The organism is Streptomyces sp. NPDC014889 (assembly GCF_043081205.1).
GTDB lineage: Bacteria > Actinomycetota > Actinomycetes > Streptomycetales > Streptomycetaceae > Streptomyces.
Genome location: NZ_JBIBWH010000006.1, coordinates 119,512 through 140,988, shown reverse-complemented (window position 1 = coordinate 140,988; position 21,477 = coordinate 119,512). Strand labels below are relative to the sequence as shown.

At 71.3% G+C, this 21,477-nt stretch carries 17 protein-coding genes and 1 pseudogene; 11 read left to right on the top strand and 7 right to left on the bottom strand.

What is annotated here, in order from left to right:
- Positions 1-13: 13 nt before the first annotated feature.
- Positions 14-607 carry a Uma2 family endonuclease gene (locus tag ACF09J_RS13370; RefSeq protein ID WP_392305536.1) on the bottom strand — a complete coding sequence of 198 codons (594 nt, stop codon included), beginning with the start codon at positions 605-607 and terminating at the stop codon, positions 14-16.
- A gap of 158 nt (positions 608-765) precedes the next feature.
- Here ACF09J_RS13370 and ACF09J_RS13365 point away from each other — a divergent pair, with 158 nt between their 5' ends.
- The 4 genes from ACF09J_RS13365 (at position 766) to ACF09J_RS13350 (ending at position 7,568) form a co-directional block, all read left to right on the top strand.
- Positions 766-2,580 carry an ABC-F family ATP-binding cassette domain-containing protein gene (locus tag ACF09J_RS13365; protein ID WP_392305535.1) on the top strand — a complete coding sequence of 605 codons (1,815 nt, stop codon included), beginning with the start codon at positions 766-768 and terminating at the stop codon, positions 2,578-2,580.
- 269 nt (positions 2,581-2,849) lie between these two features.
- Positions 2,850-4,727 carry a PQQ-binding-like beta-propeller repeat protein gene (locus ACF09J_RS13360; RefSeq protein WP_392305534.1) on the top strand — a complete coding sequence of 626 codons (1,878 nt, stop codon included), beginning with the start codon at positions 2,850-2,852 and terminating at the stop codon, positions 4,725-4,727.
- Positions 4,728-4,829: 102 nt separating this feature from the next.
- Complete coding sequence (locus ACF09J_RS13355; RefSeq protein ID WP_392305533.1) at positions 4,830-6,632, top strand: PQQ-binding-like beta-propeller repeat protein; 1,803 nt, start codon at positions 4,830-4,832, stop codon at positions 6,630-6,632.
- A 264-nt stretch (positions 6,633-6,896) separates the two neighbouring features.
- Complete coding sequence (locus ACF09J_RS13350; RefSeq protein ID WP_392305532.1) at positions 6,897-7,568, top strand: LuxR C-terminal-related transcriptional regulator; 672 nt, start codon at positions 6,897-6,899, stop codon at positions 7,566-7,568.
- Positions 7,569-7,604: 36 nt separating this feature from the next.
- Here ACF09J_RS13350 and ACF09J_RS13345 read toward each other — a convergent pair whose 3' ends face one another.
- Both ACF09J_RS13345 and ACF09J_RS13340 read right to left on the bottom strand, forming a co-directional pair.
- On the bottom strand, positions 7,605-7,934 hold the full coding sequence (locus ACF09J_RS13345; protein ID WP_392305531.1) for a hypothetical protein: 330 nt from the start codon (positions 7,932-7,934) through the stop codon (positions 7,605-7,607).
- Between the two features lie 20 nt (positions 7,935-7,954).
- Positions 7,955-9,646: a sodium:solute symporter family protein gene (locus ACF09J_RS13340; RefSeq protein WP_392305530.1), complete on the bottom strand. Its 1,692-nt coding sequence runs from the start codon at positions 9,644-9,646 to the stop codon at positions 7,955-7,957.
- Between the two features lie 176 nt (positions 9,647-9,822).
- Between ACF09J_RS13340 and galT the strand changes: the two genes are divergently transcribed.
- The 3 genes from galT to galK are packed head-to-tail and all read left to right on the top strand — an operon-like array spanning position 9,823 to position 13,004.
- Entirely contained in the window at positions 9,823-10,884 is a 1,062-nt protein-coding gene (gene galT / locus ACF09J_RS13335; RefSeq protein WP_392305529.1) for a galactose-1-phosphate uridylyltransferase, read from the top strand.
- Entirely contained in the window at positions 10,881-11,849 is a 969-nt protein-coding gene (gene galE / locus ACF09J_RS13330) for a UDP-glucose 4-epimerase GalE (protein ID WP_392305528.1), read from the top strand. Before galT ends, galE begins: the two co-directional genes overlap by 4 nt.
- Positions 11,850-13,004 carry a galactokinase gene (gene galK, locus ACF09J_RS13325; RefSeq protein ID WP_392305527.1) on the top strand — a complete coding sequence of 385 codons (1,155 nt, stop codon included), beginning with the start codon at positions 11,850-11,852 and terminating at the stop codon, positions 13,002-13,004. It abuts the gene before it with no gap.
- A gap of 172 nt (positions 13,005-13,176) precedes the next feature.
- On the opposite strand, the gene ACF09J_RS13320 is transcribed toward galK, so the two are convergent.
- Entirely contained in the window at positions 13,177-13,620 is a 444-nt protein-coding gene (locus tag ACF09J_RS13320) for a GNAT family N-acetyltransferase (protein WP_392305526.1), read from the bottom strand.
- Positions 13,621-13,895: 275 nt separating this feature from the next.
- Between ACF09J_RS13320 and ACF09J_RS13315 the strand changes: the two genes are divergently transcribed.
- Complete coding sequence (locus ACF09J_RS13315; protein WP_392305525.1) at positions 13,896-14,669, top strand: LuxR C-terminal-related transcriptional regulator; 774 nt, start codon at positions 13,896-13,898, stop codon at positions 14,667-14,669.
- A gap of 14 nt (positions 14,670-14,683) precedes the next feature.
- On the opposite strand, the gene tamR is transcribed toward ACF09J_RS13315, so the two are convergent.
- The gene (tamR, locus tag ACF09J_RS13310; RefSeq protein WP_141360378.1) at positions 14,684-15,181 is read right to left on the bottom strand and encodes a MarR family transcriptional regulator TamR; all 498 of its coding nucleotides are present in this window, start codon (positions 15,179-15,181) and stop codon (positions 14,684-14,686) included.
- A 141-nt stretch (positions 15,182-15,322) separates the two neighbouring features.
- Here tamR and ACF09J_RS13305 point away from each other — a divergent pair, with 141 nt between their 5' ends.
- The gene (locus tag ACF09J_RS13305) at positions 15,323-16,141 is read left to right on the top strand and encodes a trans-aconitate 2-methyltransferase (RefSeq protein WP_392305832.1); all 819 of its coding nucleotides are present in this window, start codon (positions 15,323-15,325) and stop codon (positions 16,139-16,141) included.
- Positions 16,142-16,144: 3 nt separating this feature from the next.
- Positions 16,145-16,521, top strand: a pseudogene (locus ACF09J_RS13300) (VOC family protein).
- 6 nt (positions 16,522-16,527) lie between these two features.
- On the opposite strand, the gene ACF09J_RS13295 reads toward ACF09J_RS13300, so the two are convergent.
- Positions 16,528-17,202 carry a TetR family transcriptional regulator gene (locus ACF09J_RS13295; RefSeq protein WP_392305524.1) on the bottom strand — a complete coding sequence of 225 codons (675 nt, stop codon included), beginning with the start codon at positions 17,200-17,202 and terminating at the stop codon, positions 16,528-16,530.
- Entirely contained in the window at positions 17,199-18,206 is a 1,008-nt protein-coding gene (locus tag ACF09J_RS13290) for an acyl-CoA desaturase (protein WP_392305523.1), read from the bottom strand. The genes ACF09J_RS13295 and ACF09J_RS13290 overlap by 4 nt, the downstream gene beginning before the upstream one ends.
- A gap of 290 nt (positions 18,207-18,496) precedes the next feature.
- On the opposite strand from ACF09J_RS13290, the gene ppc reads away from it, so the two are divergent.
- The gene (gene ppc, locus ACF09J_RS13285; RefSeq protein WP_392305522.1) at positions 18,497-21,238 is read left to right on the top strand and encodes a phosphoenolpyruvate carboxylase; all 2,742 of its coding nucleotides are present in this window, start codon (positions 18,497-18,499) and stop codon (positions 21,236-21,238) included.
- Positions 21,239-21,477 lie beyond the last annotated feature (239 nt).

Genomic DNA, 21,477 nt, shown 5'->3' with positions numbered 1-21,477 from the left:
GGGGCCGTGCGGCTCAGAGCCCGTCGATGGCCGTCAGGTCGATGTCGATGGCGCAGGGCTTGTCGACCTTGATCCGCTCACGGTGGACGCCCATGTGCACGTATGCCTGCGTCATAGGGTCGAGTTCGTAGACGTGGATGACGGGTCCGCCGGCGGTTCCGTTCTGCTCGACGCGCCAGAAGTTCGGGATCCCTGCGGCGGCGTATTTCTGCGGCTTGGTCGTGCGGTCGCGGGATTCCGAGTCGGGAGAGACGACCTCCACGGCGAGCAGGACGTCCTCGGCCCGAAAACTGGTCTGGTCCAGCCCGGTGACCGCGTCGGCCCGCACCGCGCTGATATCGGGTTCGGGGCCGTTGCGGTCGTCGAGGACGACGGTCATCTCCCGCTCGACACTGAACTCCGGGCCAAGAGAGCTGCGTAGGCCGTTGACCAACAGGTCGATCACGAGGAAGTGGAAGCGGCGCTGCGGACTCACGAAAACCAGGCTCCCGTCGAGCAACTCGGTGTGCGGCGGGAGATCAGGCAGCGTGAACAGGTCGTCCACGGTGTAGCCGTCCAGCGGCGGCACCGGCCAGTGGCTGTGCTGCTTCACGGACTCGGCAGTCATAGTTCCTCCCATGGACGGGATCCTGCTGTCTGCCTTTCCACCGTAGCGGCCGTATCCCGATCATGTCATCACAAAGAGTGACGACAGCGCGACGGTCGGGCCCTTTCCTCCGAGGCCCTACGCTAGAAAGCTGACCGACCCCCGCGCACAGGAGTGAAATGGCCGTCAACCTGGTCAATGTCGAGAACGTCAGCAAGGTGTACGGCACACGTGCCCTGCTCGACGGTGTCTCGCTCGGTGTGTCCGAAGGGGACCGGATCGGGGTCGTCGGGCGCAACGGTGACGGCAAGACCACGCTGATCCGGATGCTGGCCAGGCTGGAGGGCGCCGACACCGGACGCGTCACGCACTCCGGCGGACTGCGGCTCGGTGTGCTCACCCAGCACGACTCCCTCGACCCGGAGGCCACCGTCCGCCACGAGGTCATCGGGGACATGGCCGATCACGAGTGGGCGGGCAACGCCAAGGTCAGGGACGTACTGACCGGACTGTTCGGCGGGCTCGACCTGCCGGGCTTCCCCAAGGGCCTCGACACCGTCATCGGACCGCTGTCCGGCGGCGAGCGGCGGCGGATCGCGCTGGCCAAGCTGCTCATCGAGGAGCAGGACCTGCTCGTCCTGGACGAGCCCACCAACCACCTCGACGTCGAGGGCATCTCCTGGCTGGCCCGGCACCTGCGCGAGCGCCGCTCCGCGCTGGTGTGCGTCACCCACGACCGGTGGTTCCTCGACCAGGTCTGCACCCGCATGTGGGACGTGCAGCGCGGGGCCGTGTACGAGTACGAGGGCGGCTACTCCGACTACGTCTTCGCCCGCGCCGAGCGCGAACGCATCGCCGCCACCGAGGAGGTCAAGCGGCAGAACCTGATCCGCAAGGAGCTGGCCTGGCTGCGGCGCGGCGCTCCCGCCCGCACCTCCAAGCCCCGCTTCCGGGTGGAGGCCGCCAACGAGCTGATCGCCGACGTGCCGCCGCCCCGCGACAGCAGCGAGCTGATGAAGTTCGCCTCCTCCCGCCTCGGCAAGACGGTCTTCGACCTGGAGGACATCACCGTCCAGGCCGGGCCGAAGGTGCTGCTCAAGCACATCACCTGGCAGCTCGGCCCGGGCGACCGGATCGGCCTCGTCGGCGTCAACGGCTCAGGGAAGACCTCCCTGCTGCGGGCCATGGCGGACGCCGCCCGCACCGAGGGCGAGGCGCAGCCCGTCGGCGGGCGGATCGCCGTCGGCAGGACCGTCAAGCTCGCCTACCTCTCCCAGGAGGTCGCCGAACTCGACCCCGACTGGCGGGTCCTGGAGGCCGTGCAGCGGGTGCGTGAGCGCGTCGACCTCGGCAAGGGGCGGGAGATGACCGCCGGGCAGCTCTGCGAGACGTTCGGCTTCGGCAAGGAGAAGCAGTGGACGCCGGTGGGCGACCTGTCCGGCGGTGAGCGGCGGCGGCTGCAGCTGCTGCGCCTGCTCATGGACGAGCCCAACGTGCTCTTCCTCGACGAGCCCACCAACGACCTCGACATCGAGACCCTCACCCAGCTCGAGGACCTCCTCGACGGCTGGCCCGGCTCGATGATCGTCATCTCCCACGACCGCTTCTTCGTCGAGCGCACCACCGACACGGTGTACGCGCTCCTCGGCGACGGCGCGCTGCGGATGCTGCCGCGCGGCATCGACGAGTACCTGGAGCGGCGGCAGCGGATGGAGCAGCAGGCCGCGGCCGCCGCCCCGGCCCCTGCGCCCGCCGCCGCGCAGGCCGCGCCCGAGCGGAGCGCCGCCGAACTGCGCGCCGCGAAGAAGGAACTGCAGAAGGTCGAGCGGCAGTTGGACCGCATCTCCGAGAAGGAGTCCACACTGCACGCGCGGATCGCCGAGCACGCCACCGACTTCACGAAGGTCGCCGAACTCGACGCCGTGCTGCGCGCGTTGGCGGGGGAGCGGGAGGAACTGGAGATGCGCTGGCTCGAACTCGCCGAGGACGCGTAGCGTTACGGCGGGGCGCGTCGGGGGCGGGCGCGCGTGCTGTGTGAACGGGACGTGTCGGTTTCCTGGAGGGAAGTCCCCCCGGGCCCGCCACGCATAACGGGCGCGTCACGGCCCGGTCCTCCCTTGGGAACAGGGGCCGACGCGAGCCGGTGACGGCCAGGTTGCGAGTGATAAGAATGAGCCGTCCGGGAACTTTCCCGGACGGCTCTGGGTGCGTCGAGTACCTCAGGGCGTGGCTAAAAAGCAGTGATTGAGGGGGACGCGCGCTGATGTCTCAGCCGCCCAGCCAGCCGCCCCAGGGCGGCTTCGGAGCACCGCAGGATCAGCCGCAGCAGCCGCAGGACCAGCCTCCGCAGTCCGGCGGCTTCGGTCCCCCGCAGCCTCCGCCCCCGCCCCCACAGACTCCGCCGGCCCAGAACCCGCCGGCCCAGGGCGGCTTCGGCGCCCCCCAGGACCCGCGCCAGGCCACGCCCCCGCCCCCGGCCCAGCCGCCGCAGACCCCGCCCCCGCCCGCGGGACCGCCGCAGCCCCAGCCCGGCTACGGCTACCCGCAGAAGCCCGGGCCCTACGCCCAGCCCGGCCCCTACGGCGCGCCCGCCGCGCCCGGTCCGTACGGGCCGCCCCAGCAGCCGGGACCGTACGGGCAGCCCGGCTACGGCTATCCGCAGCAGCCGCACTTCGCGGGCGCGCCCGGCACCCCGCCCCCCGGCGGCTCCGGCAGCCCGTTCAAGGGCAGGACCGCGGCCGTCATCGGCGCCGCTGTGGCCGCCCTGCTCGTCGTCGGCGTCAGCGTGTGGGCCTTCAGCGGCGACGACGGCAAGAAGCCGGTCGCCGGGGCGAGCGACGACGCGAAGCCCTCGAAGTCCGCCGCCTCCGACGCCACGGTCGACCCCGGGGACGGCAGCGGCGACGGCAAGGGGGACACGGAGGACCTCAACGCGGGCCGCAAGTCCGGCGAGGCGAAGGTGCTCTGGTACCAGGAGGCTCCCTCCGCGCCCGGTGGCGGCGCCGACGCCCCCGGCATGTGGATCACCGGCAAGGCGGCGGTGAAGGCGGCGTACAAGCAGGTCTTCGCCTACAACGTCGCTGACGGCAGGCCCACCTGGGAACCGGTCACGTTCCCGGAGAAGATCTGCGCGGTGACACCGCGGAAGACGGCCGACGACAAGGTGGTCGTGGCCTACATGAGCGGCAGCAGCGACCGCGCCAAGTGCAACCAGCTCCAGCAGATCGACCTGAACACCGGGGCGAAGGGCTGGACCGCCAAGGTGGCGGACGGCGAGCTGTTCGACAGCACGCTCAGCATCGAGATGACCGTGGCCGGCAAGACACTGGTGGTGGGCCGCTCGCAGTCGGGGACGGCGTACGACATCGGCAGCGGCAAGAAGCTGTTCGACAAGAAGCGTTACGGCGACGCCTGCTTCCCCGGCGCCTTCGCGGGCGGCGCCCGGCTGATCTCGGTGGCGTCCTGCGGGGCCGGCGGTTCCAACGAGCACGACGAGGTCCAGGAGCTCGACCCCGCCACCGGCGCGGTCAGGTGGACCAAGAAGATCCCCAAGAACTGGTCGGTCGAGCGGGTCTACTCCGTCGACCCGGTGATCCTGTACTCGGTGGACGAGGACAAGAAGCACTGGAACATCTCGACGCTGGGCAGCGGCGGCGCCATCCGTTCCCAGGTGGACACCAAGGCGAAGTTCAACGCGCAGTGCGGCTGGGCCATCCTCGCCCGCAACCTCCAGGGCTGCCAGGCCGTCGCCTCCGACGCCGACACCCTCTACCTGCCCACCGACGTCACCACCGGCGCCAACGAGATCGTCGCCCTCAACCTGGCCACCGGCAAGGAGAAGTGGCGCGTCAAGTCCCCGACGGACACCTCGATGATGCCGCTCAAGGCGGAGAACGGGCAGCTCGTCGTGTACGTCGAGCCGTCGTACGACGAGGGCGGCCAGGTCGTGTCCGTGGCGACGGCGGGCTCGGCCCACACCCCGGTGAAGCTGCTGCAGAACCCGGAGGGCACCGCGTCGATCGAGAACGGCTTCTTCTCGCGGGCCGTCGACTGGGTCGACGGGCGCCTCTACCTCTCCACCACCCGGCTGAGCGGAAAGGCCGACACGAAGGAGAAGCTGATGCTCGCCTACGGCAAGTGAGCCCGGCCGGCCGCGTCCGACGCGGCCGGCGCCGCACGCCGTTCCGGCCACCAGGCTTCCCCGTCGTCCCCTCCCGCTCAGCTTCCCCGAGGTGCACTCGCCATGACCCAGCCGCCCCCGCCGCCCAACCAGCCGCCGCAGCAACCCGCGCAGCCCGCGCCACCCGCACAGCCCCCGCAGACGCCGCCGCCCGCGGGCGGTCCGGACCTCGCCAAGTCCCCCCAGCCGGCGCCCGGTTACGGCTACCCGCAGGCACCGCCGCCGCAGGGCGCCCCGCAGACGCCGCCGCCCCCGGCCGGACCGCCGCAGCCCCCGTCGGGCTACGGCTACCCGGGAGGGCAGCCGAACCCCTACGCCCAGCCCCCCGCCGGTCAGCCGAACCCGTACGGCGCCCAGCAGCCCGGATACGGCTACCCCGCCCAGCCGCCGACCGTGCCGGTGCAGCCGCAGGCCGTACAACCCGGCGGCGGCCGGAAGGTCAACGCCCAGGTGGCGATGATCGTCTCGACCGTCGTCGTGATCGCACTCATCATCGGCAGCGGCATCTGGTACTCGCACAGGTCCGACGGCGGCAAGCAGGACACCGCGAGCTCCAGCGGCGGCACCGGCGGCAAGGGAGACGACGGCAAGCCGGCGTCCGGCGGCACCGAGAAGGCCCCGTCCGACCCGACGGCCAAGGTCCTCTACCAGGTGCCGATGCCCGAGGTGAGCGACCTGGTCACCACCAGCGGCTCCTGGCTCACCGACAAGGCGTACGTCAAGACCGGCGTCGCCGAGGTCGTCGGCTACGACCGGGACAAGGGCACCAAGCTGTGGACGATCGCGCTGCCCGGACCGGTGTGCCAGGCCAGCATCCACTCCACCTCCGACGACCGGACGGCGATCGTCTACGAGCCCGCCATGCCGACCAAGGACCAGCCCACGCACGGCTGCAGCCAGGTCGCGGCGATCGACCTCGACGCCGGAAAGAAGCTGTGGACGCAGACCGTCAAGTCCGGTGACCAGCTCGTCAGGCTCGACAACGTCACCGTCAGCGGCGCCACGGTCGCCGTGGGCGGCACCAGCGGCGGCGCCGCCTTCGACATCGCCGACGGCAAGGTCCTGTGGGCCCCGAAGGCGGCCGACACCTGCTACGACGCCGGGTACGGCGGCGGCGCGAAGCTGGTCGCGGTGCGCAAGTGCGGCCAGTACGGGCAGCGTCAGCTGCACATACAGACCATCGACCCGAAGTCCGGCAAGGTGATCTCGGAGTACAAGATGTCGCAGGGCATCGAGTACGCCGCGATCGTCTCGACCGATCCGCTCGTCGTGGCCGCCGACGTCGGCCAGAGCGCGGGCGACGGCAGCGGCATCTCGGACTTCTTCTCCATCGACAACGGGACCGGCAAGCTGCGCGCCCACATCTCGGCGCCCGGCGACACCTACGCGGCCCGCTGCGACGGCATCAGCAGGGTCGAGGACTGCCACGGCCTCGCGGTCGGCAACGACCGGCTGTACGTGCCCACCGAGGATCACGACGGCAGTGAGGAGTTCCGCAAGACCAACGAGGTCGTCGCCTTCGACCTCGGCACCGGCAAGCAGACCGGTCAGCGCGCCGACGCGGGCGACGGCTACCACATCTACCCGCTGCGCATGGACGGCGGCGACGTCATCGCGTACAAGAGCCCGCCGTACGACAAGGGCGGCCAGATCGTCAGCATCGACGGCACCAGCTTCAAGCAGACCAAGCTGCTGGAGAACCCGGCCTCGCGGGACGTGCGCGACGCGGAGACGTCGATGTCGCCGGAGCGCGCGGAGTTCCTCTACTCCCAGGGCCACCTCTACATGTCGTCGATCTACGCCCGCAAGGCGTCGACCTCGCTCGGCAAGGACTACCTGGCGCTGGCCTTCGGAACGGGCGGCTGACCCGCCGCACGGCCGGAACGAGACGGCCCCGTCCCCGACCGGGGACGGGGCCGTCCGCGTACCACCCGGCGCCCCCGCACGACCCCCGAAACGGTTTTTGAATGCGAGGAATGCGAAAAGGTCGCCGATCCGGGGCACTTCTCGCCGGTAGGGGCAGCGCGACGTCGAACAAGCGTGTAGCTTCCGGGGGCATGACGGGCGGGCGTGCCGGGGGGCCGCCGCCCGGGGCGGGTTGTGGACATCCGTGGGGGACTGGGGGGCTCGATGGGAGTGCGGCTCATGGTGGTCGACGACCACCGACTACTGGCCGAGGCGCTGGCCTCGGCGCTGAAGCTGCGCGGACACCGTGTGCTGGCCGCCGCGGCGCCGGCCGCGGGAGCGGCGGACCTGGTGATCAGCCGCGCTCCGGAGGTGTGCCTGCTGGGCACGGCGACACCCGCCGAACCCGGCACCTTCGAGCCGGTGGTGAAGATCAAGCGGGAGCGTCCGCAGGTCGCGGTGGTCGTGCTCGGGCCGGTCCCGTCGCCGCGCGGCATCGCGGCCGCCTTCGCGGCGGGGGCCTCGGGGTACGTACGCCACGACGAGCGCATCGAGGGTGTCGAGCGGGCGATCATCAAGGCGCGGGCGGGCGAGGCCGCCGTCGCCCCGCAGCTCCTCCAGGGCGCCTTCGGGGAGTTGCTGAACCCCGCCGCCCCACCGGACGACGAGGGCCAGCGCCTGCTGCGGATGCTCACCCCGCGCGAGGTCGAGGTTCTGGTCCGGGTCGCCGAGGGCGAGGACACCCGGCTGATCGCGGCCGGTATGGGCATCGCCCCCAGCACCGCCCGGACCCATGTCCAGCGCGTCCTGATGAAGCTGGGGGTGGGCTCGCGGCTGGAGGCGGCGGCCCTGGCGGCCCGCACCGGTCTGCTGGACCGGGCGGGCCCGCTGCCGTAGCCGCGGCGTCCCCGCCCGGGACGGGGGACGCCCGGGTCAGTCCTCCCGCGGTTCCTCCCGCGGTTCCTCCGGCGGGGCAACCGGGCGCAGCTTCATCCACACCAGGAAGAACACGCCCAGGACCAGCATGCCGAGGCCGGTCCACAGATTGATGTTGACGCCCTGGGCCTTGTCGATGGCGGCCTGGGAGTCGGTGATCCCGGTGACGGTCACGATGACGCCGTACAGCACGAACAGTCCGCCGATGATCCGCCGCAGGTCGAAGATGCGCGCGGCGGTCGCGGACCTGCTCTCCAGGTCGGTGACCTCGCGCTGGACGTCGTTCTCGGAGTACCCGGAGCGTCCGGGGTTCTCGGGCTCTTGCATGGTTGGTCGATCCTCCGCGATCAGAACGAGAACGGGACGTAGCACAGGGCGGCCAGCACGACGGCGCCCCAGCCGAGGAGCGCCGGGCGGCGGTACCAGGCCTCGTCGCCGGGCGCGGGCGGCTCGGCCAGGCCGGGCGACCTGGTGCCGTAGACCAGGCCCCGGAGTTCCTCCTCGGGCTTGGGCTTGGTGAACAGGGACACGGCGACCATGACCACCGCGCCGGCGGCGAACCCGGCGATCGCGGAGACGAAGTTGGCGCCCTGGTCGGAGGGGATGTGGACGATGTCCTGTTTGTAGAGGACGAAGTAGTTCACCATCGCCGCGGTGGTACCGGCGAGCAGGCCCCAGAAACCGGACTTCATGGACGCCCGCTTCCAGAACATGCCGACGATGAACACCACGAACATCGGCACGTTGAAGAAGGAGAACAGCGTCTGGAGGTAGCTCATGATGTTCGAGAACGACGACGCCAGGAAGGCCGTGCCGATCGACGCGACCACACCGATCGCCGTGATGAGCCGGCCGAAGCGGACGTAGTACGCGTCCTCGCGGTGCCGTACCACGTACTTGGCCCATATGTCGTTGGTGAACACGGTGTTGAAGGACGACACGTTGGCCGCCATGCCCGCCATGAAGGCCGCCAGCAGACCGGTGACCGCGATGCCGAGCACGCCGTTGGGCAGCAACTCCTGCATGAGGTAGGGGATCGCGTCGTTGTACTGGAGCCCCGATGCGGGCGTGCCGAAGTTCGGCACCAGCGCGGCGGCGGCCAGGCCGGGGATCATCACCAGGAAGACGATGAAGACCTTCGGGAACGCGGCGATCAGCGGGGTGCGCTGGGCGGCGGAGAGGTTCTTCGCGGACAGCGCGCGCTGCACCTCGGCGAAGTTGGTCGTCCAGTAGCCGAAGGACAGCACGAAGCCGAGGCCGAGGACGATGGTCAGCCAGTTGGCGCCGAGCGGGTTGGCGTCGCCGATCCCGGTGCCGCCCCACGCGGTGGTGAAGTCGGCCCCGTGCTGCTCGGTGAGCCGGTGGGTCAGCCCGTCCCAGCCGCCGGCCTTCTTCAGGCTGAGCACCACGATCGGGATGAGGGCCGCGAGGATCACAAAGAACTGGAGCACCTCGTTGTAGATCGCGGACGACAGGCCGCCGAGGGTGATGTAGGCGAGGACGAAGAAGCCGGCGACCACGATCGCCACCCACTGCGGCCAGCCCAGCAGCGCCTCGACGACGATCGCGAGGGCGTAGAGGTTCACACCGGCGATCAGGATGGCCGCGAAGGCGAACAGGATCGAACTGAGCAGATGTGCCGGCCTGTCGAAGCGCAGCAGCAGGAACTCGGGTACGGACCGCACCTTGGAGCCGTAGTAGAAGGGCATCATCACCAGGCCGAGGAAGACCATGGCCGGGATGGCGCCGATCCAGTACCAGTGCACGGTGTACGCGCCGTACTGGGCGCTGTTGGCGGCCATGCCGAGGATCTCGGTGGCGGCCAGGTTGGCGGAGATGAAGGCGAGGCCGGTGATCCAGGCGGGCAGCGAGCGCCCCGAGAGGAAGAAGTCCAGGCTGGTCCTCACCGAGCGACGGGCGGCGAAGCCGATGCCGAGGACCACGGCGAAGTAGATCGCGAGGATCGCGTAGTCGAGCCCGTTGGTGGGCAGCCGTAGCCCCGCTGCCAGGTGTACGGGTGCGTTTGTGGGGGTTTGCATGAGAACTCGCTTCGTCGCGCGAACTGGTCCAGCGGGAACCTACGCCTCCGCATTTATTATTTGAACACTTTTGTTGGTGGACTTTGTTCGACCGTGATGTAAACAGGCCGAGAAGGGTGGGGTGGCTTGTGATGTGTTATGTTTGATTGTGTTGGATGGTGGGAGGGAGTCCGGCAGTGAAGAAGACCTCGACCCGGCTGGCCGACGGTCGTGAGCTGATCTACTACGACCTGCGGGACGACACCGTGCGCGACGCGGTGGACCGGCGCCCGCTGGAGCGGACGGTCACCACCGCGGAGATCCGCCGGGACGTGCTGCTCGGTGACACGGTCGCCGTCGCCTCCCACCGCCAGGGCCGCACCTACCACCCGCCGGCCGGCGAGTGCCCCCTGTGCCCCTCCGCGAGCGATCGCCTGAGCGAGATCCCCGGCTCCTCCTACGACGTGGTGGTCTTCGAGAACCGCTTCCCCTCGCTGGCCGGCGACCTCGGTCGTTGCGAGGTCGTCTGCTTCACCTCCGACCACGACGCCTCGTTCGCCGACCTGAGCGAGCGGCAGGCCCGGCTGGTCCTGGACGCGTGGACGGACCGCACCGCGCAGTTGTCTCAACTACCCTCCGTGAACCAGGTTTTCTGCTTCGAGAACCGCGGACCCGAGATCGGCGTGACGCTGGGGCACCCGCACGGCCAGATCTACGCCTACCCGTTCACCACCCCGCGCACCGCGCTGATGCTGCGCTCAGTGGCGGCCCACCGGGCGGCCACCGGCGGGCAGAACCTCTTCGACGCGGTCCTGGAACGGGAGTCGGCCGGTGAGCGGGTCGTCGTCGAGGGCGACCACTGGGTGGCCTTCGTGCCGTACGCGGCGCACTGGCCCTACGAGGTCCACCTCTACCCCCGGCGCCGGGTCCCCGACCTGCTCGGACTCGACGAGGCCGCGCGCGCGGAGTTTCCCGGGATCTACCTCGACCTCCTGCGGCGCTTCGACCGGCTGTTCGGCGAGGGCGAGCCGCCGACGCCGTACATCGCCGGCTGGCACCAGGCGCCGTTCGGCGCGCTCGGGGAGTTCGACGGCGTCACACGCGACGACTTCGCGCTCCACCTGGAGCTTTTCACCATCCGACGCACTTCCGGCAAGCTGAAGTTCCTCGCGGGCTCCGAGTCCGGCATGAACGTGTTCATCAACGACGTGCCGCCGGAGCGCGCGGCCGAGCGACTGCGGGAGGTAGCGGGTTCATGAGCGGGAAGTACCTGGTGACGGGTGGCGCGGGCTACGTCGGCAGTGTGGTCGCCCAGCACCTGCTGGAGGCCGGGCACGAGGTCGTCGTGCTCGACGACCTCTCCACCGGCTTCCGCGAGGGCGTGCCCTCGGGCGCTTCCTTCGTCGAGGGCGACATCCGGGACGCCGCCGACTGGCTGGACCCCTCCTTCGCCGGGGTGCTGCACTTCGCCGCCTCCTCGCAGGTCGGCGAGTCGGTGGTGAAGCCGGAGAAGTACTGGGCCAACAACGTCGGCGGCACGATGGCCCTGCTCGCCGCGATGCGCGGGGCGGGCGTGCGCACGCTGGTCTTCTCCTCCACGGCGGCGACCTACGGCGAGCCGGAGCAGGTGCCGATCCCCGAGACGGCACCGACCCGGCCCACCAACCCCTACGGCGCCTCCAAGCTCGCCGTCGACCACATGATCGCCGGCGAGGCGGCGGCCCACGGGCTCGGCGCGGTCTCGCTGCGCTACTTCAACGTGGCCGGCGCGTACGGCGCGTACGGCGAACGCCACGACCCCGAGTCGCACCTGATCCCGCTGGTCCTCCAGGTCGCGCAGGGCAGGCGGGAGGCGATCTCCGTCCACGGCGACGACTACCCGACCCCGGACGGCACCTGCGTGCGCGACTACATCCACGTGGCCGACCTCGCCGAGGCCCATCTGCTGGCCCTGGGCGCCGCCCGGTCCGGCGAGCACCTGGTGTGCAACCTCGGCAACGGCAACGGCTTCTCCGTCCGCGAGGTCGTCGAGACCGTCCGGCGGGTCACCGGCCACCCCGTCCCCGAGGTCGTGACCCCGCGCCGGGCCGGCGACCCGGCGGTCCTGGTCGCCTCGGCGGCGGCCGCCCGGGAAAAGCTCGGCTGGAAGCCGTCCCGCACCGATCTCGCGGGTATCGTCGCGGATGCCTGGGAGTTCGCGCAGCACATCGCAAGGGAGCGGTAAGTGGGGGCACTTGAGGTCCGGGAAGGCTTCATCGAGCTGTACGGCGCCGAGCCGGAGGGGGTCTGGGCGGCGCCGGGCCGCGTCAACCTGATCGGTGAGCACACCGACTACAACGACGGCTTCGTGATGCCCTTCGCGCTGCCGCACATGACGACGGCCGCGGTCGCGCGCCGCGACGACGGCGTGCTGCGGCTGCACTCGGCGGACGTGCCCGGAGGGCCGGTGGAACTGCGGCTCGACGAGCTGACCCCGGAGTCCGACCGGAACTGGACCGCCTACCCCGCGGGCGTGGTCTGGGCGCTGCGCGAGGCGGGCCACGAGGTGACCGGCGCGGACGTCCACCTGGCGTCGACGGTGCCCACGGGCGCCGGACTGTCCTCCTCCGCGGCCCTGGAGGTCGTGGTCGCCCTGGCCCTGAACGATCTCTACGGCCTCGGCCTGAAGGGCTGGCGGCTGGCCCGCCTGTGCCAGCGCGCCGAGAACGTCTACGTCGGCGCCCCGACCGGCATCATGGACCAGACCGCCTCGGCCTGCTGCGAGGCGGGCCACGCCCTGTTCCTGGACACCCGCGACCTGTCCCAGCGCCAGGTCCCCTTCGACCTGGCCGCCGAGGGGCTGCGCCTGCTGGTCGTCGACACCCGGGTGGAACACGCGCACAGCGACGGCGAGTACGGCCGTCGCCGCGCGGGCTGCGAGAAGGGCGCGGCCCTGCTGGGCGTGGACGCCCTGCGTGACATCCCCCGCGACGGCCTGGACGCGGCGCTGGCCGAGCTGGCCGGCGACGAGGAGGTGGCCCGGCTGGTCCGCCACGTCGTCACCGAGAACGGGCGGGCTCAGCGGGTGGTCTCCCTCCTGGAGTCGGGCGACATCAGGGCGATCGGCCCGATCCTGACCGAGGGCCACGCCTCCCTGCGCGACGACTTCCGCGTCTCCTGCCCGGAACTGGACCTGGTCGTCGACACGGCCCTCACCTCCGGCGCCCTCGGCGCCCGTATGACGGGCGGCGGCTTCGGCGGCTCGGCGATCGTTCTGACGGACTCCGCCGACGTCCCCACCCTCACCAGGGCGATCGAAGAGACGTTCACCAAGGCGGGCCACACGGCCCCACGCGTCTTCGAAGCGGTTCCCTCGGCGGGGGCACGGCGGGTGGACTGACAACCTGCTGTCGGGGACGCGGTTGCGCCAGGTGTCAAAGCTCGGTGACGCCCGTGAAGCGGGCGGCGCTGTTGTCCCGTCCTTCGGCACGTAGAAAGTTTCGCGGCAGTTGACGTACAGCGCCAGGGGCATGGGGCAGGGCGGGGAGCGGACGTCGGCGGGGCGTGGTGGTTCAGCCGAGCGGTTTGATCATCGTGTATTCGGTGATGCCCGGCGGGTAGTCGGGGATCGCGCAGACCACCTTGTAGTGGTGCCTGCGGTAGAAGCCGGGGGCCTGGAAGTCCCAGGTTTCCAGGCGGGCGGCGGTGCAGGCGCGGTCGCGGTGGGCGATGCGTTCGGCGCGGACCAGGAGGCGGGAGCCGAGGCCCGTGCCGCGGTGGGGGGCGTCGACCCAGAGGTGGGTCACGTGCAGCCAGGTCGCCCAGGTGTGGCCGACCAGGCCGCCCGCCAGGTCGCCGCAGTCGTCCAACGCCCAGAGGTGGAGGGGGACTTCACGGGCGGCCGGGGTTCTGCGCAGATCGGCGATGAACGGCGAGGCCGCGGTGTTCGTGTCGCGGAGGCGGGAGCGGAGCAGATCGCGGCGCTCTTTGTCGACTTCTGCCTCAATACGAAACATGCGGCACACCCTAAACGCGTCGGCCGGTCAGTTCTGCGAATTGCCTTCCCCTGTCGGCCGCCGCCCGTACTCTGATGAGCGGCACCGGTGGGGGCCGGTGCTGGTCAGGGGGGCGAGAGGGCTCGGGCAGGACAGCGTCGGGCGCGGAGGCGGTCGGTCACGGCGAGTGTCGTGCGACCGTACTCGGCTCCGGACGTCGGGCCCGCGCCGCTCGGCGTTCTCCGGCGTCGGAAGACTCCCCTGCTCTGCCAGGAGCGTGGGGAAGGGGGTTTTCAGTGGTTCGTGTCCGCGTCCTGGTCGTCGACGACCACCGCATCTTCGCCGAGTCGCTCGCCGCCGCCCTGGCCGCCGAGCCCGACGTGGAGGTGTCCGCGGCCGGCTCCGGTCCGGCGGCCCTGCGCTGTCTGGAGCGGGCGGCCGCCGAGGGCCGCCGCTTCGACGTCGTGCTCGTCGACTCCGACCTCGGTGGCAACGTCCCCGGGGCCCGCCCCGCCGTTCCCGTGCGGGAGGGCGACGAGGACGGACTGGTGGACGGGATCTCCCTGGTCGCCGGGGTGCGGGCAGCCCAGCCGGGGATGCGGACCGTCGTACTCGCCGAGAAGGACGACCCGCGCCGCGCCGCGCTCGCCCTCCAGGCCGGTGCCTGCGGCTGGGTCGCCAAGGACTGCTCGCTGTCCCGGCTGCTCACCGTCATCCGCGGAGTCCTGCGCGACGAGACCCATCTGCCGCCCGCCCTGCTCACCGGCGTGCTGCGGGAGCTGACCGCCGCCCGCAAGCACCGCACCGAGAGCGAGCGCCTGGTGGAGTCGCTGACCCCGCGCGAGCGTGAGGTGCTGCGCTGCATGGTCGCGGGTCTGGGCCGCAAGGCCGTCGCCGAGCGGCTGTACCTGTCCCCGCACACCGTGCGCACCCATATGCAGAACGTCCTCGGCAAGCTCGGCGTGCACTCCACCCTGGCCGCCGTCGCCCTGGCCCGCCGGGCCGGGGTCGGGCCGGCCGACCTGGGGCCCGCCGGGCGGATCGGGGTGGAGGAGAGCAGCAGCGCCTGACCCGGCGCCGTCCCTCAGCCGGGGATGTTGTCGAACGGGGCGGTCAGCTGGCGCAGCAGTCCGGCCAGTTCGGCACGCTGTGCGGTCGACAGCTCGGCCAGCAGCGCGCGCTCCTGGTCCAGGAGCCCGGCCAGGGACCGGTCGGCCCGGTCCCGGCCCTCGTCCGTCAGACGGACCAGCACCCCGCGCCGGTCGCTGGGGTCGGGAAGCCGCTCCACCAGGCCCTTCTTGGCCAGCCGGTCGATGCGGTTCGTCATGGTGCCCGAGGTGACCAGCGTCTGGGTCAGCAGTTGCCCGGGGGAGAGCTGGTACGGCGAGCCCGCGCGCCTGAGCGCCGTCAGGACGTCGAACTCCCAGGGCTCCAGGCTGTGCTCGGAGAAGGCCAGCCGTCGTGCCCGGTCCAGGTGCCGGGCCAGCCTGCTCACCCGGCTGAGCACCTCGAGCGGTTCCACGTCGAGGTCCGGGCGCTCCCGGCGCCACGCTGCGACCAGCCGATCGACCTCGTCCTCCATGGCGATCAGTGTAGTGGTTGTGTCGACATGAAGTCTCTTGGCGTCAAGTCTCTTGACGTCGAGAGATATGCCGGGGGAGAGTGGGTGGGCGCAGCCGCCGACGACCCACCCGCACCGCGCCCGCACCTCCTGGAGGCCGCCATGCCCGCCCAGAGTCCCGCCTGGGACCCCGCCCAGTACCTGCGCCACGCCGGCCACCGGGCCCGCCCCTTCACCGACCTCGTCGCCCGCGTCCCCGCCCTGCCCGGCGACCGGCCCCGCATCGCCGACCTCGGCTGCGGCCCCGGCAACGTCACCACCCTGCTCGCCGACCGCTGGCCCACCGCGCACATCACCGGCTACGACAACTCCCCGGAGATGCTCGACAAGGCCGTGGTCGACCACCAGGGCCCCACCCCCGGCGGCGGCCGCCTCGACTTCACCCCCGCCGACGCCCGTGTCTGGACACCGGACGAGCCGTACGACCTGATCGTCAGCAACGCCACGCTCCAGTGGGTGCCCGGGCACCCGGACCGCTTCGCCGACTGGGTGGCGGGGCTGCGCCCCGGCGGCACCTTCGCCTTCCAGGTGCCCGGCAACTTCTCCGCCCCCAGCCACCGGCTCATGCGCGCCCTCGCCGGCTCCGCCCGCTGGCGCGACCGGCTCGGGGACACCCTGCGCCACGCGGACGCGGTGCTCGACCCCGAGGCCTACCTGGAGCGGCTGACCGGCCTCGGCTGCGCGGCCGACGTCTGGGAGACCACGTACATCCACCTGCTGACCGGTGAGGACCCGGTCCTCGACTGGGTGAAGGGCACCGGGCTGCGGCCCGTGCTCACCGCCCTCGCCGGCGACCCGGCGGCCCGCGAGGAGTTCCTGGCCGAGTACCGCACCGCCCTGCGCGAGGCGTACCCGGCCGGACCGCACGGCACCCCGTTCCCCTTCCGCCGCGTGTTCGCGGTCGCCACCAAGGGGGCCTGAGAAGTGCTCGCCGCCATCGACCACGTCCAGCTCGCCGCCCCGCCCGGCTCCGAGGACGACCTGCGCGCCTACTACGCCGGGGTCCTCGGCATGACCGAGGTCCCGAAGCCGCCGGTACTGGCCGCGCGCGGCGGCTGCTGGTTCCAGGCGGGCGCCGTCCACCTGCACCTGGGTGTCGAGCCGGACTTCCGCCCGGCCCGCAAGGCCCACCCGGGGCTCGGGGTGACGGACATCGAGGCCTACGCCGCCCGGTCACGGCGCACGGCGCGAAAGTCGTCTGGGACGACGACCTGCCGGGCCACAGGCGCTTCTACTCCGAGGACCCCGTCGGCAACCGCCTGGAGTTCCTGGAACCGCTCGCCCAGGACTTCTCCGTCTAGAACCTTCTAGGACTTGCGGTGCCCGATCAGCCGGGGCCGCGGCTCCAGCCCGTCCAGGCCGTGCCAGGCCAGGTTCACCAGGTGGGCGGCGACCTCGGCCTTCTTCGGGCGGCGGACGTCCAGCCACCACTGGCCGGTCAGGGCGACCATGCCGACCAGCGCCTGCGCGTACAGCGGGGCCAGCTTCGAATCGAAGCCGCGGGACTTGAACTCGCGTCCGAGGATGTCCTCCACCTGGGTGGCGATGTCGGAGATCAGCGACGCGAACGTCCCCGTCGACTGGGGGATGGGGGAGTCGCGGACCAGGATGCGGAAGCCGTCCGTGTACTCCTCGATGTAGTCCAGCAGGGCGAATGCCGCCTGCTCGCACAGCTCACGGGGGTGGCCCGCCGTCAGCGAACTGGTCACCATGTCCAGCAGCCGCCGCATCTCGCGGTCCACCACCACCGCGTACAGGCCCTCCTTGCCGCCGAAGTGCTCGTACACCACTGGCTTGGACACCCCGGCCTTGGCCGCGATCTCCTCCACCGAGGTGCCCTCGAAGCCCTTCGTCGCGAACAGCGTGCGACCGATCTCCAGCAGTTGCTGGCGGCGCTCGGCACCGGTCATACGGGTACGGCGCGTGCGCCGCGGCTTTTCGTTGCTGGAAGTGCTGGAGTCGGTCGCCACGCCGTCAATCATGCCGCCTCGGCGGCCTTCCCCCGGCGCCGGGAGTCGTCCTGCCCGTCGTTGCGGCGGGAATCGATACGCGAGCGTGACGGCCAGCGCACGTCGTGTGCCCAGCCGAGCTGCTCGAACCAGCGGATGATCCGGGCCGAGGAGTCGAGCTGGCCGCGCTCCACCCCGTGCCGGGCGGAGGTCGGGTCGGCGTGGTGCAGGTTGTGCCAGGACTCGCCGCAGGACAGGATCGCCAGCCACCAGACGTTGCCCGAGCGGTCCCGCGACTTGAACGGGCGCTTGCCGACCGCGTGGCAGATGGAGTTGATCGACCAGGTCACGTGGTGCAGCAGCGCCACCCGGACCAGCGAGCCCCAGAAGAACGCGGTGAGCGCGCCCCACCACGACATCGTGACCAGGCCGCCGATCAGCGCCGGCAGCAGCAGCGACACCGCCGTCCACAGGATGAACTGACGGGAGATCGTCCGCATGGTCCGGTCCTTGATCAGGTCCGGGGCGTACTTCTCCTGCGGCGTCTGCTCCTCGTCGAACATCCAGCCGACATGGGCCCACCACAGGCCCTTCAGCAGCGCCGGGACCGTCTCGCCGTAGCGCCACGGGGAGTGCGGATCACCCTCGTGGTCGGAGAACTTGTGATGCCTGCGGTGGTCGGCGACCCAGCGGACCAGGGGTCCCTCGACCGCCATCGACCCCGCGATCGCCAGCGCGATCTTCAGGGGCCGTTTCGCCTTGAACGAGCCATGCGTGAAATGCCGGTGGAAACCGATCGTGATGCCGTGACAGCCGAGGAAGTAGAAGAAGACCAGCAGGCCGAGGTCCAGCCAGCTCACCCCCCAGCCCCATGCCAGCGGCACCGCGGCGAGCAGTGCCAGGAACGGAACGGTGATGAAGAGCAGCAGCGTGATCTGCTCGATCGAACGCTTCTGCTCACCTCCCAGGGTGGCGGAGGGAAGAGAGGTGTCGGTCGCCTTCGGGGCGTCGTCGATCACATCGGAGCTTGTGGTCATGGGCGTCCCCTGTGGGGTCGAGGGTCGAGAAGGGTTGTCGGGGTCAGGGAACCGGTCAGCTCCCTACGGTTCCGTAACCTACGGCGTCGTAAGTATGGCAGCGCGTCGCGCCGCGGCAAGAGCCCCTCGTCTGCGCGTCCCCCGCGACACCTAGACTTGGAGGCGGTCGGACAGCGCGGTCCGCTCTGAAGAATTCCTTCCCGGACACTCGGCCCGTAAGCGGCAGCCGCCGCGCGGCACCCGTCCGGGTCCCCTCCCAGACGTGCTTCAACCCGCAAGGAGCCGCACCTGTGAGCAGTGCCGACGACCAGACGACGACCAGCCCCGAGCTGCGGGCCGACATCCGCCGACTGGGTGACCTCCTCGGGGAGGCCCTGGTACGGCAGGAAGGCCCCGAACTCCTCGACCTGGTCGAGAAGGTACGCCGCCTCACCCGAGAGGACGGTGAGGCCGCCGCCGAACTGCTGCGCGGTACCGAACTCGACACCGCGGCCAAGCTGGTCCGCGCCTTCTCCACCTACTTCCACCTGGCGAACGTCACCGAGCAGGTGCACCGCGGACGCGAACTGCGCGCCCGGCGCGCCGCGGAGGGCGGTCTGCTCGCCCGCACCGCCGACCGCCTCAAGGACGCCGACCCCGAGCACCTGCGCGAGACCGTCCGGCACCTCAACGTCCGCCCGGTGTTCACCGCCCACCCCACCGAGGCCGCCCGCCGCTCGGTGCTCAACAAGCTCCGGCGCATCGCCGCGCTCCTGGAGGCCCCGGTCGTCGAGTCCGACCGCCGCCGCCTGGACACCCGGCTGGCGGAGAACATCGACCTCGTCTGGCAGACCGACGAACTCCGCGTCGTCCGCCCCGAACCCGCCGACGAGTCCCGCAACGCCATCTACTACCTCGACGAACTCCACGCCGGCGCCGTCGGCGACGTCCTGGAGGACCTCACCGCGGAACTGGAGCGCGTCGGCGTCAAGCTGCCCGACGACACCCGCCCCCTCACCTTCGGCACCTGGATCGGCGGCGACCGCGACGGCAACCCCAACGTGACCCCCGAGGTCACCTGGGACGTGCTGATCCTCCAGCACGAGCACGGCATCAACGACGCCCTCGACATGATCGACGAGCTGCGCGGCTTCCTGTCCAACTCGATCCGCTACACCGGCGCCACCGACGCACTGCTGCAGTCCCTCGGCACCGACTTGGAGAACCTGCCGGAGATCAGCCCCCGCTACAAGCGGCTCAACGCCGAGGAGCCCTACCGGCTCAAGGCCACCTGCATCCGCCAGAAGCTCGTCAACACCAAGCAGCGCCTGGCCACCGGCACCCCGCACGAGCCGGGACGCGACTACCTCGGCACCGCCGAACTCCTGCGCGACCTGCGGATCATCCAGGAGTCCCTGCGCGAGAACCGCGGCGGCCTGTTCGCCGACGGCCGCCTGGGCCGCACCATCCGCACCCTGGCCGCCTTCGGCCTCCAGCTGGCCACCATGGACGTCCGCGAACACGCCGACGCCCACCACCACGCCCTCGGCCAGTTGTTCGACCGGCTCGGCGAGGAGTCCTGGCGCTACGCGGACATGCCCCGCGAGTACCGCGCCAAGCTGCTCGCCAAGGAGCTGCGGTCCAGGCGGCCGCTCGGCCCGAGCCCGGCCCCCGTCGACGCGGCCGGCGCCAAGACCCTCGGCGTCTTCGAGACGGTCAAGCGGGCCCTGAGCGTCTTCGGGCCCGAGGTGATCGAGTCGTACATCATCTCCATGTGCCAGGGCGCCGACGACGTCTTCGCCGCCGCCGTCCTGGCCCGCGAGGCCGGACTCGTCGACCTGCACGCCGGCTGGGCGAAGATCGGCATCGTGCCGCTCCTCGAGACCACCGACGAGCTCAGGGCGGCCGACACCATCCTGGAGGACATGCTCGCCGACCCGTCCTACCGGCGCCTGGTCGCGCTGCGGGGCGATGTGCAGGAGGTCATGCTCGGCTACTCCGACTCCTCCAAGTTCGGCGGCATCACCACCAGCCAGTGGGAGATCCACCGCGCCCAGCGGCGCCTGCGCGACGTCGCCCACCGCTACGGCGTACGGCTGCGGCTCTTCCACGGCCGGGGCGGCACCGTCGGCCGCGGCGGCGGCCCCACCCACGACGCCATCCTCGCCCAGCCCTGGGGCACCCTGGAGGGCGAGATCAAGGTGACCGAGCAGGGCGAGGTCATCTCCGACAAGTACCTCATCCCGTCCCTGGCCCGGGAGAACCTGGAACTGACGCTCGCGGCGACCCTCCAGGCCTCCGCCCTGCACACCGCCCCGCGCCAGTCCGGGGAGGCGCTGGCCCGCTGGGACGCCGCGATGGACGTGGTGTCCAACGCCGCCCACGCCGCCTACCGCAGGCTCGTCGAGGACCCCGACCTGCCGGCGTACTTCTTCGCCTCCACCCCCGTGGACCAGCTCGCCGACCTGCACCTGGGCTCGCGCCCCTCGCGCCGCCCCGACTCCGGCGCCGGACTCGACGGACTGCGCGCCATCCCCTGGGTGTTCGGCTGGACCCAGTCCCGGCAGATCGTGCCCGGCTGGTTCGGCGTCGGCTCCGGCCTGAAGGCGCTGCGCGAGGCGGGCCTGCGGCTGGAAGGGGACACCGTGCTCGACGAGATGCACGGGCAGTGGCACTTCTTCCGCAACTTCATCTCCAACGTCGAGATGACCCTCGCCAAGACCGACCTGCGCATCGCGCAGCACTACGTCGACACCCTCGTCCCCGACGAGCTCAAGCACATCTTCGACACCATCCGGGCCGAGCACGAGCTCACCGTGCGCGAGGTGCTGCGGGTCACCGGCGAGAGTGAACTCCTCGACGCCCAGCCCGTGCTCAGGCAGACCTTCGCCATCCGCGACGCCTACCTCGACCCGATCTCCTACCTCCAGGTCACCCTGCTCAGGCGGCAGCGCGACGCGGCGGCGGCCGGCCAGGAACCCGACCCGCTGCTCTCCCGGGCCCTGCTGCTCACGGTCAACGGCGTGGCGGCCGGCCTGCGCAACACCGGCTGACCGCCACAGGCGAGACGCTCGGCTGGGATTTCCCAGCCGAGCGTTTTTGCGTGGGCGGCTGTCCACCTCGGCAGTCACGGGGGCCATGTGCTCCCGCCTGTGCCGCGACGGCCTGCCCGAGGCCGTCGGCCCTGCTCACCTCGCCCACCGTGCCCGGCGGGTGCGAGGGCCGCGCCGGCGGCTGTCAGTGGGTCAACGCGTGGCCTGCCGCGTGAATCTGACACCCCTTCAAGCAGTCG